The 15,080-nt window shown below is 71.4% G+C and carries 14 protein-coding genes; 3 read left to right on the top strand and 11 right to left on the bottom strand.

The window, feature by feature from the left end; genetic code table 11:
• Positions 1–155: 155 nt before the first annotated feature.
• Positions 156–1,214, bottom strand: coding sequence for an enoyl-CoA hydratase/isomerase family protein (locus tag OG206_RS02575; RefSeq protein ID WP_327111725.1), 1,059 nt, complete (start codon positions 1,212–1,214; stop codon positions 156–158).
• Between the two features lie 178 nt (positions 1,215–1,392).
• Between OG206_RS02575 and OG206_RS02580 the strand changes: the two genes are divergently transcribed.
• Positions 1,393–3,489 (top strand): SpoIIE family protein phosphatase, encoded by a 2,097-nt coding sequence (locus OG206_RS02580; protein WP_327111727.1) that lies wholly within the window; start codon positions 1,393–1,395, stop codon positions 3,487–3,489.
• 128 nt (positions 3,490–3,617) lie between these two features.
• Here OG206_RS02580 and OG206_RS02585 read toward each other — a convergent pair whose 3' ends face one another.
• From OG206_RS02585 to OG206_RS02625, 9 genes are all read right to left on the bottom strand, one after another.
• Entirely contained in the window at positions 3,618–4,262 is a 645-nt protein-coding gene (locus OG206_RS02585; protein ID WP_327111730.1) for an LAETG motif-containing sortase-dependent surface protein, read from the bottom strand.
• Between the two features lie 382 nt (positions 4,263–4,644).
• Entirely contained in the window at positions 4,645–5,145 is a 501-nt protein-coding gene (locus tag OG206_RS02590; protein WP_327111732.1) for a GNAT family N-acetyltransferase, read from the bottom strand.
• Positions 5,146–5,196: 51 nt separating this feature from the next.
• Entirely contained in the window at positions 5,197–6,237 is a 1,041-nt protein-coding gene (locus OG206_RS02595) for a DUF6397 family protein (protein ID WP_327111734.1), read from the bottom strand.
• Positions 6,238–6,346: 109 nt separating this feature from the next.
• Positions 6,347–6,757 (bottom strand): roadblock/LC7 domain-containing protein, encoded by a 411-nt coding sequence (locus OG206_RS02600; RefSeq protein WP_327122158.1) that lies wholly within the window; start codon positions 6,755–6,757, stop codon positions 6,347–6,349.
• Between the two features lie 223 nt (positions 6,758–6,980).
• Positions 6,981–7,616, bottom strand: a complete 636-nt coding sequence (locus OG206_RS02605) for a GTP-binding protein (protein WP_327111736.1) — start codon at positions 7,614–7,616, stop codon at positions 6,981–6,983.
• A gap of 171 nt (positions 7,617–7,787) precedes the next feature.
• On the bottom strand, positions 7,788–8,129 hold the full coding sequence (locus OG206_RS02610) for a DUF742 domain-containing protein (protein ID WP_327122159.1): 342 nt from the start codon (positions 8,127–8,129) through the stop codon (positions 7,788–7,790).
• Positions 8,130–8,346: 217 nt separating this feature from the next.
• A complete protein-coding gene (locus OG206_RS02615; RefSeq protein WP_442805786.1) occupies positions 8,347–8,784 on the bottom strand; it encodes a roadblock/LC7 domain-containing protein in 438 nt (145 codons plus the stop codon).
• Complete coding sequence (locus OG206_RS02620; RefSeq protein WP_327111738.1) at positions 8,781–11,330, bottom strand: nitrate- and nitrite sensing domain-containing protein; 2,550 nt, start codon at positions 11,328–11,330, stop codon at positions 8,781–8,783. The genes OG206_RS02615 and OG206_RS02620 overlap by 4 nt, the downstream gene beginning before the upstream one ends.
• A gap of 88 nt (positions 11,331–11,418) precedes the next feature.
• A complete protein-coding gene (locus tag OG206_RS02625) occupies positions 11,419–12,207 on the bottom strand; it encodes an MHYT domain-containing protein (RefSeq protein ID WP_327111740.1) in 789 nt (262 codons plus the stop codon).
• 161 nt (positions 12,208–12,368) lie between these two features.
• Here OG206_RS02625 and OG206_RS02630 point away from each other — a divergent pair, with 161 nt between their 5' ends.
• Positions 12,369–12,968, top strand: coding sequence for a class I SAM-dependent methyltransferase (locus OG206_RS02630; RefSeq protein ID WP_327111742.1), 600 nt, complete (start codon positions 12,369–12,371; stop codon positions 12,966–12,968).
• A gap of 42 nt (positions 12,969–13,010) precedes the next feature.
• On the opposite strand, the gene OG206_RS02635 is transcribed toward OG206_RS02630, so the two are convergent.
• Positions 13,011–13,913 carry an oxygenase MpaB family protein gene (locus tag OG206_RS02635; protein ID WP_327111744.1) on the bottom strand — a complete coding sequence of 301 codons (903 nt, stop codon included), beginning with the start codon at positions 13,911–13,913 and terminating at the stop codon, positions 13,011–13,013.
• Positions 13,914–14,121: 208 nt separating this feature from the next.
• Here OG206_RS02635 and OG206_RS02640 point away from each other — a divergent pair, with 208 nt between their 5' ends.
• Positions 14,122–14,997, top strand: coding sequence for a hypothetical protein (locus OG206_RS02640; protein WP_327111746.1), 876 nt, complete (start codon positions 14,122–14,124; stop codon positions 14,995–14,997).
• Positions 14,998–15,080: the final 83 nt, after the last annotated feature.

Consider the following 15,080-nt stretch of genomic DNA (forward strand, 5'->3'; position numbering starts at 1 on the left):
GGGTGGTGGCGCGCGCGTACGAGGCGGCCGGTGGTGGCACGCGGGTGACCGGTCTCTCCGGTCACGCGTGCCACTTCGGCCGCCGAACACGGGCCCGCGCTTCGACGCGCGCGGCGCGGTCCCGGGGCGCCGTGCGCGTCGAACGGCCGCCCCGGTCAGGAGGCGGAGAGCCCGAGTTCCTGATCGCCCAGCGGCTCGAAGTACCGGGCGACGTCGGCCTCGGCGACGTCACCGGGCGCTGCGGGGCTCCACTGCGGATTGCGGTCCTTGTCGACGATCCGGGCCCGTACGCCTTCCACCAGATCGGGTCCCGCGAACGCCCTGCAGGAGACACGGAACTCCTGGTCGAGAGCGGCTTCGAGGCTGTTCAGGTGCTTCGCACGGCGTACGGCGGCCAGGGTCACCTTGAGAGCAGTGGGTGACACGGCGTGCAGGATGGCGGCGGCCTCCTTGGCCGCGGGCAGCCCGCAGTCCGTCAGCCGGTCGATGATCCCCTCCACCGTGTCCGCCGCGTAGCAGGCGTCGATCCACTCACGCTGGGCCGCCAGCTCCCCTTCCGGGGCGTCGGTGGCGTACCGGTGCACCGCTTCCGTGACCTCGTCGGGCGTGGTGCACCGCGACAGCGCCTCGGTGACGCCGGCGAGGCTGTGCGACGGGACGAAGTGGTCGGCCAGCCCGCACAGGATGGCGTCGGCGGCGCCGACGGCGCGCCCCGTGAGCGCCAGATGCGTACCCAGCTCGCCCGGAGCCCTGGACAGAAGGTAGGTACCGCCTACATCCGGGACGAACCCGATGCCTGTCTCCGGCATGGCGACACGTGAGCGCTCGGTGACGACGCGTACGCCCCCGTGCGCCGACACCCCGACCCCGCCGCCCATCACGATCCCGTCCATGAGGGCGACGTACGGCTTCGGGAACCGGGCGATCCGGGCGTTGAGCCGGTACTCGTCCCGCCAGAAGTCCACGGAGGCACGACGGCCCGCGCGGGCGTCCTCGTAGATCGAACGGATGTCACCGCCTGCGCAGAGACCGCGGTCACCGGCGCCCCTGATGACGACGGCGACGACGGCTTCGTCACCGGCCGCGCCGGTGAGCGCGTCGTCGATGTGGCACACCATGCTGTGGGTGAGTGCGTTCAGTGCGCGGGGACGGTTGAGGGTGATGTGCAGAACGCGGCCCTCGGTATGCAGCAGGACGGGCTCGTCGTCGTTCATGTGTGCGCTCCGGTCGGCCGTGGACGATCTCTGCGTGCCATTCTGCGACGGCGCCCGCAGGGCTCATGCGCCGGGTCGCCTGTGAAACCGCTGTGGCACTCACGCACCACGGGCTCGACAATTGACTTCTACGGGCCGCGACGTCCGGCAGCCCCGCCGGACAACCTCCGGAGCGCGCATGACCGACTCTTCACGGCGAGCAGAGGACTCCACGTCGCGGCTCCGTTTCGACGGGCGCCACGTCGGCGAGACGGGGACCGAGGAGCGTCTCGCCCTGAACCGTACGGGCAGCTTCGAATGGGATCTGGACGCCAGGACCCTGGACATCGACGATTCCGGCCTCCTGGTCTTCGGCCTGGACCCCGCGACGTTCGACGCGCGGCCGTCGACCGTGATCGACCGGCTGGACGCCACGGAACGTGCCCGCCTCGACCTCTCCATCGAGGAGGCCATCGCCGGCGGAAGCGGTTCCTACAGCATCCACTTCCAGGTACCGCTGGAGGACGGGACCCTCCAGTGGACGCATGTGCAGGCGCGGATCCTGCGGGACGAGAACGGCCGGGCCCACCGCGTCATCGGTGTGGTGCGGGACGCGACGGCCGAAGTCACCCATTCGGCCTTCGTGCTGGATCTCGAAAAGCGGCGCAGGCGCCAGACCAACATCGTCGAGAGCACCACCACAGCCCTGTCACGTGCGGTAACGGTGGACGACGTCACCGCCGCACTCACCGGCCCGGGCGGCCTGGTCGGAATCGGTGCGGACGGGCTGGCTCTGGGCCTGGTGGACAATTCCACGCTCCGGATCATCGCGCTGAGCGGAGACTCTGTCGAGGTCCTGGAGGGGCTGGGCTCGGGGCAGCTGGACGCCACACTCCCCCTGGGCGACACGATCCTCAGCGGACGCCCCCGGTTCATCACCTCGCTCGCTTCGCTGGCCCAGCGCTACCCGGTGCTCCAGCCACACATCGGTGAACTGAACTTCCGCGCCGCGGCCTACCTCCCCCTGGTCGCCCAGGCCCGCCCCCTCGGCGGCCTCGCCCTGTTCTACCGCGATCGCACAGTGTTCAGCCAGGACGAGCGCATCCTCTGCCTGGGCCTGGCCGCCATCGTCGCCCAGTCACTGCAGAGGGCCATCCTCTTCGACGAGGAACGTGAATTCGCCACGGGCCTCCAGTCGGCCATGCTCCCGCGCCGCATCCAGGAGATCGAGGGCGGGGAGATCGCGGTCCGCTACCACGCGGCGTGGAGCGGACGTGAGGTCGGAGGCGACTGGTACGACGTGATCACTCTCCCCAGGAACCGGTACGGCGTCATGGTGGGCGACGTCCAGGGGCACGACACGCACGCCGCCGCGATCATGGGGCAGCTGCGCATCGCACTGCGCGCCTACGCCGCCGAGGGCCATCCTCCGGCGACCGTACTGGCCAGGGCCTCGCGGTTCCTCTCCGAGCTGGACACCGACCGGTTCGCCACCTGCACCTACGCCCAGGTGGACCTCGCGACGGGCGCGGTGCGCGTGGCACGCGCAGGGCACTTCGGTCCGCTGATCAGACACACCGACGGGAGGGTGGGAGTCCCGCAGGTGCGCGGAGGGCTGCCGCTGGGCATCTCGTCGGAGTTCTGGGACGAGGAGTTCCCCGAGACCCGCCTCGACCTGGTGCCTGGCGAGACATTCGTCCTCTACACGGACGGGCTCGTGGAGGAACCGGGGGCCGATGTGGATTCAGGGATCGCGGCCCTGATCCATGAAGTGAGCGAGGGACCCGACGGCGCCGAAGCGCTGGCCGACCACCTGTCGGACCGGTTGTGGGAGCGCTGGGGCTCCGGGGACGATGTGGCTCTGCTGGTCCTGAGGCGCAGCCCCGACCTGGGGTCCCCACGTGCTCCGCGGCTGCATCAGTACATCCACCAGGCCGATCCCGAGGGGCTCTCGGAGGCCCGGTCCATCGTGCGCCAGGCACTGGCGGACTGGGGGCTCGCCGTGCTCGCGGACGACGCGGTGCTGGTCACCGGCGAGTTGCTGGTGAACGTCCTTCTTCACACGGAGGGCGGGGCGGTGCTCACGCTGGAGGTCCTGCCCGAGCCGGTGCGGCGCATCAGGCTCTCGGTCCAGGACCGCTCGAGCGTCTGGCCGCGGCGCCGCGCACCCGGAGAGACGTCGACCACCGGGCGCGGTCTGCTGCTCCTCGACGCCGTGGCGGAACGCTGGGGCATCGAACCTCGGGGGGAGGGCAAGGCCGTCTGGTGCGAGATCGGTCAGCAACCCGGCCTCTGACGCCCCCTGGCCGCCTCCGCGGCCTCCGACGGAACGCGAGGGGGGCGCACCGCATCACGATCGATGCGGTGCGCCCCCGTCCGGCCCCAGGCGTTATGTCCGCCCTCGGACCGCGGTGCTGGAGTACGTCAGTTCTGCGCGGTGCGGCGCTTGCGGACGGACCACAGGATGCCACCGCCGGCGAGCAGGACCGCGAGAGCGGCTCCACCGATGACGGGAGTGGCGGACGACGAACCGGTCTCGGCCAGGTCCGGAGCGGTGCTGCTGGACTCGGCCGGAGCGGGCGCGGCCTCAGTGGCGGTCTCGCTCGGGGTGGCGCTCGGCTCGGGCGTCTCGGCGACCGGCGGCTTGGTGGCCGGCGGCTCGGTGGGCGCGGTCTCGGTCGGCGTCTGCGACGGGGTGCTGCCCTCACATACGGGGGCCTGCTTCGTCTCGTCGACCGAGTACTTGTCGCTGTCGCCGGCCTTGACGACCAGGCGGACTGTCAGCTCCTTGTCGTGCGCAGGGAGCGCCAGCGGAGTCTGGGTGCTGAAGCTACGGCCGAACTTGGTCGTCGCGAGCAGCTCCTTACCGTCCACCACGGAAACGGTCACCTCGTTGGTGACCTTGTCCGAGTAGGCAGTCAGGTTGAGCGTCACCTCGGAGCAGGTCACGGCCCAGGTGGGGGTGTGAGCTGCGGCCGGTGCGGCGGAGAGGACTCCGCCTGCCAGGCCGACAACCGCAGCGGCCGCGACTACTCCCGCGCCCCGCAACGATCTCCTGGGTATGGTCATGGATTCTTCCTCCATATGAGTTCATCGCTGATTAGCGATGGGGCGCACAGTACTGCCCTGCGGGACGGTGTGCGCACGCGCCCCATGCATCACCCACTTCTCAACGGCACCCATATCGCCGCTACTTGCGACATGCCGGACACAGCGGAATCCGGACGATGCCATTCCGAACCGGCACGACGACACGCGGGGACGACCCGCGCGGCATCCGCGAAGTACGAGGGAAATCGGCCCGGCCGGTGATGAACCGTCGCGATTCGGGTGTCGGTTCGTCATGTTTCGGAAGGAATTCCGTCCGCACCGGGAGCGGTCCTCGCATCAGCCGAAGATGGCTTGAAGCCACTGTGGCCACCGGCTCCTGGAAGACCCATCGGGAGGGCTCTCAGAGCGCCTTGTGCATGATGTGCAGTCCCACGTATCCCTCCGCGGGATGGTTGAACCCCTCGGGAAGAGTCCCGATGACATCGAAGCCCAGGGAACGGTACAGCCGTACGGCGTGGACGTTCGTCTCCACCACGGCGTTGAACTGCATCGCCCGGTAACCCGCCGCGCGCGCCCAGTCCACCGTGTACGCGCAGAGCGCCCGGCCCACACCCTTGCGGGAGTGCTCGGGCGCGACCATGTAGCTGGCGCTGGCGATGTGCGAGCCGTTGCCCATGTGGTTCCGGTTCATCTTGGCCGTGCCGAGTACCGTCCCGGTGTCGTCGACCGCGACGACCGTACGGGCCGGATCCGCCAGGAGCCACCAGCCCCTCGCCTCGTCCTTGGCCTGCTCCTCGGCCAGTTCCAGCGGAAAGGTGAAGGTCTCGCCCGCGGCGACGATGTCACGGAAGAACGGCCAGATGACGGGCCAGTCCTCGCCGGTGGCTTCTCTGATCAACATGCGAGTCAAGATGCCTGCACGGACGCCCGCGCGCAAACCTTTTAGCACTTTTTACCGCGCGGCGCTCCGCCATCCGATCCGGGCGAGGATTCTCCGTCCGCGACCGGGACCCGGGCGAGGACGGCGGGTAGGCCTCACGCCGACGGGGCGCGTGGCGGCCCCGGCGCGACCGGTGCCCCGGCCCGCCCCGGCGGCGTACGGCCCGCCCACGGAGCCCGGGTCGCCGTATGCTTCCGTCCGCAGGGCATTACGGCGACGCGGGAAACGCTGCAGGTCAGACTCCGGAACCGGGTCGTGGCCCGGGCGCGGAGCCGGCCGGATGTCCCGGGCCCGGTCGAGTTCCAACGTCAGATTGACGCGCCGCCAGAGGATTTCGTCCGGATCGTCGGCGAGCGCCAACCGTGCCATGACCTCCCTGCCGGACACGGATCCTGGCCGCCCGAAAGCGGGTGCGTGCTGCATGCGGGCGAGATAGGCACGCTCGTAGGGGTCGTCCACCACCTCAGCGAGCTGCACCGGGTCCAGAGCGGACGCCTCGAGCGCCGCCCGGCCCCAGGGGTCCCTCGTCTGCTTCAGCAGCCGGTCGATCCTGCGTGTGCGCCAGTTACGCGCACGGCGGTCGGTGCCCGCCTCCAGCATGGTCCGCATCCCCGCCGGTGTCCTCCCCGAGAGGAGATCCGGCTCCTGCGCGGCGAACGCCAGGAGCTCTTCGACGAGATAGACCCAGACGACCGCGCGATAGCGGTTCAGGTAGAACGCCACGGGCGAGACGCACCCGACACGGGCCAGCGCGGTGAAACGGACCTGGGTGACGCCGAGCAGCGCCGCGCCTTCTGCCGTGCCCGCTGTCCGCACCTTCTCCCGCAAGGCGGCGGGAAACCCCGGCTGCGCGCGGAGGCGCTCGATCTCCCACACGCCGACCCTCGGTCGCGCGCTACCGGTGACCGGCCCGGTGGTGATCAGTCCCAGATGGACGGCGAGATCGAATTCGCCGCGCTTCAGCGCCAGTTCCTGAGCCGCCCGTGCCGCCGGCACCCACGCCGACGGTGCACCGTCCGCGGTGGCGGCGCGCGCGTCTTCCGTTACGGTCATGACCGTCCTCCCCCTTGAGGTCGAATACTCTGCGTGACCACGCTAGCCGGAGGAGACAGATCGCGGGCGAGCCTGTGGACAACTCCGGCCCGTCCGGAGAAGGCGCAGCTCAGAAGCGGTTGACGCTCTCGTTCTCATGCCGCACCGTCACACCGAGGTGCTCACCCACCCGGTTGACCATCAACGTCATCTCGTAGGCGACCTGGCCGACGTCGGCCTCGGCCGCGCTCAGCACGCACAGGCAACTGCCGTCCCCCGCCGCCGTCACGAAGAGCATCGCCTCGTCGAACTCGACCATGGTCTGGCGTGCCCTTCCCGCTCCGAAGTGGCGTCCCGAGCCCCTGGCCAGACTCTGCAGGCCGGACGAAACCGCCGCCAGATGCTCCGCGTCCTCACGTGCCAGACTGGTGCTGGCCCCGGTCACCAGCCCGTCGTTCGACAGCACGAGGGCGTGCTCTATGTGCTCCACCCGGCCGGTGAGTTCGTCGAGAAGCCAGTCAAGTCCCCGGTCCAGCGCCATGTGTTCGTCCTCCCCGTTCATACGGTCCCCGCGTCCTGCGCAAGCCTCGCTCACGGCTTCCTTGCGGGCAAGCGCCCCTTGACCCCGGAGGTGCGGCTTCGCGCCATGGCCGGCCCACGTGTTCCCGCAACGGGCGTAAAGCGCGCCGTCGGGGTCCGAGGTGCGTGCCCCCGGTCCGGGCGTGACTACGGACAGGACCGGGCGCGCGCGCCCCGCCCGGGTGTCACTCCGGGCCGGACCCCTGGCCGACCGATTCGAGCAGCCGGGCAGTGTGCACTCGGCCGGCGTACTCGACCATGCGGATCAGTACCTCCTTGCCGGAGGCGCGGTCGCGGGCGTCGCACAGGACCACGGGGGTGCCCCGGTCGAGATCGAGGGCACGCGAGACGTCCTCCTCGCCGTAGGTCCGGGCCCCCGTGAAGCAGTTGACGGCGACCACGAAGGGGATGCGGCGGTGCTCGAAGTAGTCGACGGCCGGGAAACAGTCCTCGAGCCGCCGCGTGTCGGCGAGGACGACGGCCCCGAGGGCACCCTGCGACAGCTCGTCCCAGAGAAACCAGAACCTGTCCTGCCCAGGGGTGCCGAACAGGTACAGGGACAGGCCGGAGCGGATGGTGATCCGTCCGAAGTCCATGGCGACAGTCGTGGTGGTCTTCCGGTCGACCCCGTCGGTGTCGTCGACGGACTGTCCGGCCTCGCTGAGGAGTTCCTCGGTCCGCAGGGGCCGGATCTCGCTGACCGCGCCGACCAGGGTGGTCTTGCCGACTCCGAATCCGCCGGCGACCAATATCTTGAGGGCGAGGGCTGTGGAGTCCCCGGCTTCTTCCCCAACCGTGCTGTCCACGTGCTCGGAGGCCATCGATCACTTCTCTCGCGAGTGCCGTCAGTAGGGGCGACAGCATGACGTCCGGGGGCTGTCGCCGATGAAGGTGAGCAGATTTTTCACTTATCTGTCCGGGGCGCTTCTCCCCCGTCCGAACCAGGTCGCATCTCGTCCGGTGTGTGCGGCGCGAACGACCACAACGGGCGCTCACAGAGCCCTGAGACCGTCGATCACCTCACGCAGAATGTGTTCGTCGGGCAGCTGCGCGGGGGGCACGGGCCTGCTGACCCGCACACAGCCGGCTTCGAGCAGATCGCCGAGGAGCACGCGCACCACACCCACGGGAAGATCGGCCACTGCGGAGAGTTCCGCCACCGACTGGGTCTCCTCGTGGCACAGCACGAGCAGAGCCCTGTGCTCCGGGCCGAGAAGCGAGTCGCCCCGAACGGGCCCCGCGCCGTTCGCCACCACGAGAGCTATCAGATCGAAACGGACCCCGCTGGGTCCTGGCTCGGTCCTTCCTCCGGTGACCGCGTAGGGGCGCACCAGCGGACCCGCCTCGGCGTCGTACCACTGGCTGCCCGGCGTGGTGCCGGTCGTACCGGCGGGCGGGGCGCCGCGTGACGTGGCGGACCACCCGCCGGGCGGGGGGGCCGTCGATGTGCCGGGCGTTCCGACCCGGGAGGCTCCGTACCCGTCACCGGGCAGCGCTCGGTGGCCGCCGCCCGGTCCCGCCCCGGCCTCGTCCGTCCGCATCCGGCCGGCCTCAGCCCGTCGCCGGCGGACCGGCGAGCCTCGCCGGGCTGGCGAGGTGCTCACCCACCCGCTTGACCAGGCGGGCCATCTCGTACGCCACGAGGCCGATGTCCGCGAACGCGGTGCCGAGGACAGTGAGGCACGAACCGTCCCCGGCTGCCACGACGAACAGGAAACCCTCGTCCATCTCGACCATGGTCTGGCGGACGCCGCCGGCACGGAAGTGCCGCCCAGCACCCTTCGCGAGACTGTGGAAGCCCGATGCGACCGCCGCCAGATGTTCCGCGTCCTCACGGCTCAGAGCCTGTGACGCCCCGACCGCCAGACCGTCGCTCGACAGCACGACGGCGTGCCGGATCTCCGCGATCCGCGCGACGAGGTCGTCCAGCAGCCAGTCGAGTTCGCCGGAGCGGCGCGAGGACCTTCCGGACCTCTCGTTCACGATCATGTCTCGTCTCCTTCGGTGTGCTGCCGGAACGGGGATACGGGCCTGCCGGCCACGCGGTCCCGGTCGTTGCTCCCGGGCGCGGTCCCGCCGCCACGGAGCCATCCGTCGCGGTAGGCGGTCATGCGGTCACGGGCCTGTTCGGGGCTTCGTCCGGCCGGGGGCGCGGTCCCAGGGGGCTCGGCCCCGGGCTGCTCGCGAAGTTGGGGCACGAGGCTGGCCTGGCGGACGCGCCGCGGGAGCTCGCCGTCCTCGTCGGCGGCACGCACCCGCCGGTGCGGCGTGGTCAGCGGAGCGGGACCGGACCGCGGCCCGGACGACGCCCGCGGTTCGAGGGCAGGCACGGCGACGGGGGCCGGGAAGGCGGAGGGGCCCGTGTGAGGCCGGTGAGGAACCGGGCCCCTGCGACCGTCGTCATCCCTCGCCACCGTCGTCCTCTCCGCCCCGGCATCCGCAGGACCCGCGGCCGAACCCGGTGGCAGCCCGCCCTGGAGCAGCGCCGTCGGCAGGAGTACCACAGCGGTCGTACCCCCGTACGGGGACGGGCGGAGCTGGACCTTGATGCGGTGACGGGCTGAGAGCCTGCTGACCACGAACAGGCCGAGCCGGTCGCTGTCGAAGAGATCGAGCGTCTCGGACTGCTCGATGCGCCGGTTCGCCTCGTCGAGCAGTTCCTCCCCCATGCCGAGTCCGCGGTCCTCGATCTCCAGGGCGTAGCCGTTGCCGACGGGTTCCCCGCTGATCCGGACCTTGGTGTGCGGCGGCGAGAACTGGGCCGCGTTCTCGACGAGTTCGGCGAGCAGGTGGGTGAGGTCGGCCACCGCCGCACCCTTCACCCCGGCCGCGGGCAGCGACCGTACCTCCACGCGGGCGTAGTCCTCGATCTCCGAAACGGCCGCGCGCACCACGTTGGTGAGGGGCACGGGCATCCGCCAGGCACGCCCGGGGGCGGCCCCGGACAGGATGATCAGGCTCTCGGCGTGCCGCCTCATGCGGGTGGTCAGGTGGTCGAGGCGGAACAGGTCGCCGAGCTCGCCCGGGTCGTCCGCCCGGCGCTCCATCCCGTCGAGGAGGGCGAGCTGGCGGTGGACGAGGACCTGGCTGCGGCGGGCCAGGTTGACGAACACCCCCGAGATCCCGCTGGCCAGCTCCGCGCGTTCCACGGCCGCGTCGAGCGCAGCACGGTGCACGGTGTCGAGGGCTTCGCCCACCTGTCCGATCTCGTCGTACGACGGACGGCCCCGGGGTGCCTCGGCCCGCACGTCGATCTCCTCGCCGGCCCGCAGACGCTGCATGGCCTGGGGCAGCTTGCGCCGGGCGATATCCAGGGCGCCGTCCCTCAGACCGACGAGCTCGACGACGAGTGCACGGCCGATGCGTACGGAGATGACCAGTGAGGCGACGACGGCGAGGAACCCCAGGAGCACGGCCGCCCCTGCCGGGCTCGACAGCGCGCGTGCGAAGGAGCCGGCCCCGTCGGCGGCGCGGCCGCCCGCGTCGGTGCCGATGGCGTGCATTCCCTTGCGCACCTCGGCCGCGTCCCGCTCCCAGGCGGCCGCCGGCACCGCCTTCGCCGCGCGGCGGCCGGGAGGTGCGCCCAGCACGGAGTCCTCGGCCGCCGTGATCCGGCGGTACGCGGCCTGTCCGGAGAGCTTTCGCCAGGCCTGGCGTCCGGCGACCGGCAGGTCGGTACCGGCGGCCGCGGCCAGGGTACGGCGTGTCGCCACCGCCCCGGTGAACAGGCGCAGGTGCTCACCGCTGAGCGTTCCGGTCAGCCCGGCCTGTGCCACCAGGGCTTCCTCACGGGCGAGCATCTCTTCGCTGTGCGCGAGTTCCAGCAGGACACGGGTCTCGGATCCGAGTTCGGCGTCCTGGACCCCGGTCAGGGCACCGGCGACGCCGAAGCCTGCGGCAATGGTCTCGGTGTACGGCGTGAAGGCGTCGGCAGCCCGGGAAGTCTTGGGACCGGTGGGATCCATGATGCCGGTGCGCACTGCGGTCAGACGCTGGGCACGGTCCAGGAACTCGGTGAGCCGTGCGGCGGCTCCGGGGGGCAGCACTCCGGCGTCGGCCACGGTGTGGCCCTCACCCAGACTCAGCTCTCCCAGCGCGGCGTCGGTGCGCTCGGCGCGCTGCTGGAGCGCTGCCGCATGCCCCGTGCCGGGGGCTGCCAGCTGCCGCAGCGCCGCGGTGCGTTCGTCCTGCAGTGCGCCGACGACCCCGGCGACCGGGACGCGCACGGTGCTGTCCATGCGCTGGATATCGCGCGCCCGCGCCAGGTCCTGTGCCGTGGTGACGGTGGCGAATCCCCAGAGGGCGAGGAGCGACACGACGGGCACCATGAGCAAGGAGATGATCTTGGCACGAACCGTCCGGGGTCGCAGGGATGCGCGCGCTCCCCCGGGCCTGGTGGCCGCCGGCGGCCTGGCCGCCCGCTCCGGGGGTTCGTCCGCGGGCCGGCCGGCGTGTGCGCGCCTTCCGCGCGGCGGAGTCGCGGGCCGGCCGGTGTCCGGACCCGGCTCCGGGTTGGTCGGGCGGGGTGTGCGCATGGCCTCCTCGTTCCGGGTGGAGAGGTCGGGGCCCGATCGTCTCGAGCGATGGGTGGGCGGGAACCGCGGAGTGGGCGGCGAGACGCGGTCAGGGGGCCGCCGCCGCGGGCCGTTCGGCGACGGCCTCGTCGAAGACGGAGGTACGGACCGGGTGTTCACGGGCGGGAGGTGAGAGGGCCACGAACGCCGAGGTGAGGAAGAGGTAGGACCCGAGGCCGACCGCGAGAGGGAAGATGAACTGCATGACCGTGGCTCCGGGGAGTTCCGACACCGACGGAGCGACGCGGACGCCGACCGCCAGCATGCCCGTGTAGTGCATGCTGCTCACCGCCGCGCCCATGACCAGCGACGCGATGGCCACCGCTCCGGGCGACCTGATGTGGAGAGCGGCCCAGAGCGCCGCGGTGGCGGCGACGACAGCGATGACGACGGAGACCGCCACCAGCAGCGGGTCGAACACGACGGTCCCGTGGAGCCGCAGCGCCGCCATGCCGAGGTAGTGCATGCTCGCGACGCCGAGTCCGGTGGTGAGCCCGCCGGCGAAGAGAGCGCCGGCCCGGTCGCGGCCGTAGCCCACGGTGAAGACGCCGGCTCCCACGACGAGCATGGCGACCAACAGGCTGAGCAGGGTGAGCGGTACGTCGTACCGGATGTCCGTGCCGGTGACCCCGAAGCCGAGCATGGCGACGAAGTGCATCGTCCAGATGCCCGTTCCGATCGCGGATGCAGCCGTGAGCAGCCAGTTCCGGCGCGAGCGGCCGCTGGTGCCGAGTGCGCGCACGGTGCAGCGGAGGCCCAGCGCGGCGCCGACGCACGCCATCGCGTACGACAGCACAGGTGTCAGCCAGCCGAAGGTGGCGTGGTCCAGGTGTCCCATGAACCGGGGACGCTAGTCCCCCTCAGGGCGCACGCCGGGCGCTCATTTCGAAAGGTGCTGAAATATGACAAGGAAATGTTCCTGGGCGATCAGGCAGCGTTCGAACATGCGCACCGCCACGAATCGTTTCGTTCGGCTGCGGCGTACGCGACCATGTTCGTATGGCCGACGACCACACACACGTGCAGGAGTTCTTCACCGTCCGGGCGGCGGACTGGGACAGCCGCTTCCCCGACGACGGCCCGGCCTACGCCGCCGCCGTCGGTGAGCTCGGCCTTCGGCCGGGCGACGCGGTGCTCGACGCGGGCTGCGGTACGGGACGGGCCCTCCCCGCTCTGCGCTCCGAGGTAGGACCCGGTGGCACCGTCCTCGGAGCCGATCTGACACCCGCCATGCTGCGAACGGCGCTGCGGGCGGGCCGGGCGACGAGCGGAGCACTGCTCCAGGCCGACGCCGCACGACTGCCACTGCGCCCCGCGAGCCTCGACGGAGTGTTCGCCGCAGGGTTGATCTCACACTTCACGGACCCGGGGCAGGGGCTGTCGGAGCTGGCCCGTGCGGTGCGGCCGGGTGGCCGTCTCGCCCTGTTCCATCCGATCGGCCGGGCGGCGCTGGCCGCTCGGCACGGCCGTGTGCTCTCGGACGACGACCTCCGTGCCGAGCCGCGCCTCGCGCCTCTCCTGGCGGCGTCCGGGTGGCGTCTGGAGTCGTACACCGACGAGGACGACCGCTTCCTCGCGCTGGCCGTACGAACCGGCTGAACAGGCGCTTCGTCGCGCAGGCGTCGCCCGCGGCCCGTTCTCTCACTCGGGCACCGCATCCGGCGGCCGGACGGGGGCCACGGGGCAGCCCCGCAGTCCTGGCGTGGGGAACGTACCGAGCCGGGCCACCTCGTAGCCGTTCGGGTACCCCTTGATCTCGGGGTTCTGCCGGGCATGGTGGGGGGCGGTACGCGGCGGCATGAACCGTACGGTGCGGGCCCTCAGACGCAGCGCCCCCCGGGTCACGCCGCGGGCCAGGGGGCCGGGCCGCTCATACCGGAATGCCCGCAGCAGCGTGTCGTCGAGCAAAGCCAGGGTGGCCCTGCGCACGACGGGAGCGAGCGGGCGCGGGTACCAGGAACCCACCAGGGCGAGCGTCGCGTCGGAGACCTCGCGCGCCCCGTCGTCCCAGCCGAAGTGCTCGTCCTCATAAGCGTCGAGGACGCGCTCGAAGTCGTCGTAGGTCTGCGGCAGGTCCTTGATGCCCATATGGGCACCGAGCGTTCGGTAGTACGCGGCGAAGGCCCGCAGTTCGTGCCCGGAAAGCCGGCGCCAGCCGTAGGCGTCGAGCCAGCGTTTGGGGGTGACGACGAAGGTGCACAGCACGTAGCGCATGTCGTCGTTGCCGATGTCGTAACTGCGGTGCATGCGATTGATCCGGCGGACGGCCGTACGCCCGGGTTCGCTGTCGAAGCCGTGCTCGACGATGGTGTCCAGGAGAAGCGAGGTGTCGTCGTACCTCCTCTGCGAACGTTCCGTCAGCTCCCCGGTCTCCGCGAGGAGCCGGCCGATGCCGGGGACGGCGTAGGTTCGGTACAGGGCGAGTTCGAGGGCTCGGGTGATGTCCCAGGGGAACTCGTACGTGACGGTGAGGCGGTAGATCTCCAGGAAGTCCCGCTCCGGGTCCAGACGCCGGATGGCCGCAAGACGTTCGTACCGGTTCACCGTGCAGTCCCCTCGTCGGCCCTGGCCAGAACCCTATGGGTGCCGGGCCGCCCGCCGCCAGGGCATGAGGGTTTCGCGGCGCGTCCCCACCGGGTCCGGTGCAGGCGAGGAACGTGCCCGTTCCCACTTGTCAGGGCCTCGACGACAGGGTTACCGAGTAGTTAAGGTGCGCCGACGGGCCGAGCGACGAGGGATGAGGGTGGGTGCTGTGGCAGGGACGGACGAGACGGCCGCCGACGACGACGCACTGTTCGTACTGACGGCGGTGCTGCTGACCCCCGCACAGTTCCCCAGTGTGCTCGGCGACGACTATGTGGCCGCGTGCGCGGAGCTTGGACTGGAACCCTACGCGGAGGGTTACGGCCTCGTGCTCGGTCAGGACAGCGGGGGCGCCCGCTGGACGGTGGTCGTCGACGATGTGTCGCTGGTCGCTGTCGCCATCGCCTCGTGGGACTGCGGCATGGAGTACGACCTGTCCCCCGACGACCGCTCAGTGGTCTGCGCCCTGCCGGGCTGGCCGCTCGCACTGGCGGTGGCCGCTCCCGGCGTGCCCGAACCGCACGACCCGGAGGCGGAGGGGCCTGCTCCGCTGACGCCCCCTGACACGGAGGCATGGGGCGCTCCACAGCGGCGGCTGGGCGCGGACGAGATAGCCCTGCAGTGGTCGGCCTGGCGGGACCAGATCGACGACGACACCGCCTTCGGCCGCCGCTCCGCCGTGCCCGGGGTATCCGACGGGGCTCCGGCCGCGGAGGGTGGGGCCGGGGAAGGGACGGCCGCTGACGACGGCGAGTCCCCCGGTACCGGGAGCGGGCAGCACCCCGGCGTACGCGCGGCACTTGAGGCGGCCCGCGCCTACGTCACCTCCCCGCCGCCGCCCGGCCGGATCAGGTCCGCCTTCGCTCCCGGCGGTGCGCGCACCCTGCGGGTCGACGGGCCCGGCTGGTCCCTGGTCGCCAGGACCGACGACATCGCGTTCATCCTGCTGGACGAGGAACCGGGCGAGATCATGACCGTGGGACGCGGCCCGGAACTCCCGGGGCTGCTGAAGTCGCTCGACGAACTCGCGGTGCGGCCGAACTGACGCCGGACCGCGGGCCCGGCGGACCGGACGGGGTCCTCCGCGGCGACGCCACCGTCGCGCGACCCACGCTCGGCTCCGCCGGC

Source organism: Streptomyces sp. NBC_01341 (assembly GCF_035946055.1).
Classification (GTDB): domain Bacteria; phylum Actinomycetota; class Actinomycetes; order Streptomycetales; family Streptomycetaceae; genus Streptomyces.

Excerpts from the sequence above, each read along its gene's own strand:
- OG206_RS02575 (WP_327111725.1), bottom strand. The coding sequence starts at position 1,214 with ATGAACGACGACGAGCCCGTCCTGCTGCATACCGAGGGCCGCGTTCTG.
- OG206_RS02580 (WP_327111727.1), top strand. The coding sequence starts at position 1,393 with ATGACCGACTCTTCACGGCGAGCAGAGGACTCCACGTCGCGGCTCCGT.
- OG206_RS02585 (WP_327111730.1), bottom strand. The coding sequence starts at position 4,262 with ATGACCATACCCAGGAGATCGTTGCGGGGCGCGGGAGTAGTCGCGGCC.
- OG206_RS02590 (WP_327111732.1), bottom strand. The coding sequence starts at position 5,145 with ATGTTGATCAGAGAAGCCACCGGCGAGGACTGGCCCGTCATCTGGCCG.
- OG206_RS02595 (WP_327111734.1), bottom strand. The coding sequence starts at position 6,237 with ATGACCGTAACGGAAGACGCGCGCGCCGCCACCGCGGACGGTGCACCG.
- OG206_RS02600 (WP_327122158.1), bottom strand. The coding sequence starts at position 6,757 with ATGGCGCTGGACCGGGGACTTGACTGGCTTCTCGACGAACTCACCGGC.
- OG206_RS02605 (WP_327111736.1), bottom strand. The coding sequence starts at position 7,616 with ATGGCCTCCGAGCACGTGGACAGCACGGTTGGGGAAGAAGCCGGGGAC.
- OG206_RS02615 (WP_442805786.1), bottom strand. The coding sequence starts at position 8,784 with ATGATCGTGAACGAGAGGTCCGGAAGGTCCTCGCGCCGCTCCGGCGAA.
- OG206_RS02620 (WP_327111738.1), bottom strand. The coding sequence starts at position 11,330 with ATGCGCACACCCCGCCCGACCAACCCGGAGCCGGGTCCGGACACCGGC.
- OG206_RS02625 (WP_327111740.1), bottom strand. The coding sequence starts at position 12,207 with ATGGGACACCTGGACCACGCCACCTTCGGCTGGCTGACACCTGTGCTG.
- OG206_RS02630 (WP_327111742.1), top strand. The coding sequence starts at position 12,369 with ATGGCCGACGACCACACACACGTGCAGGAGTTCTTCACCGTCCGGGCG.